The organism is Xylophilus sp. ASV27, assembly GCF_016428875.1.
In the GTDB taxonomy this organism is placed as follows: Bacteria; Pseudomonadota; Gammaproteobacteria; order Burkholderiales; family Burkholderiaceae_C; genus Xylophilus.
In genome coordinates, this window is record NZ_JAELTO010000463.1 from 1 (window position 1) to 219 (window position 219).

Annotated in this window: 1 protein-coding gene; it reads left to right on the top strand. The window is 68.5% G+C overall.

Going from position 1 to position 219, the window contains the following annotated elements; all coding sequences use genetic code 11:
- A partial coding sequence (locus JHD63_RS25350) for a transposase (protein WP_198973226.1) occupies nt 1-219 on the top strand: 219 nt, incomplete at both ends.

Consider the following 219-nt stretch of genomic DNA (forward strand, 5'->3'; position numbering starts at 1 on the left):
CCGACGCGATGTGTTCCTGGCGACGATGGAAGAGATCGTGCCGTGGCAGCAACTGTGCGCGGTGATCGAGCCGCACTACCCGAAGCCGGGCGACGGGCGCCCGCCGGTAGGGCTGCAGCGCATGCTGCGCATGTACTTCGTGCAGCACTGGTTCAACCTGGCCGACGAGGCCTGCGAGGAAGCACTGCTGGACAGCCCGGCGCTGCGGCGCTTCGTGGG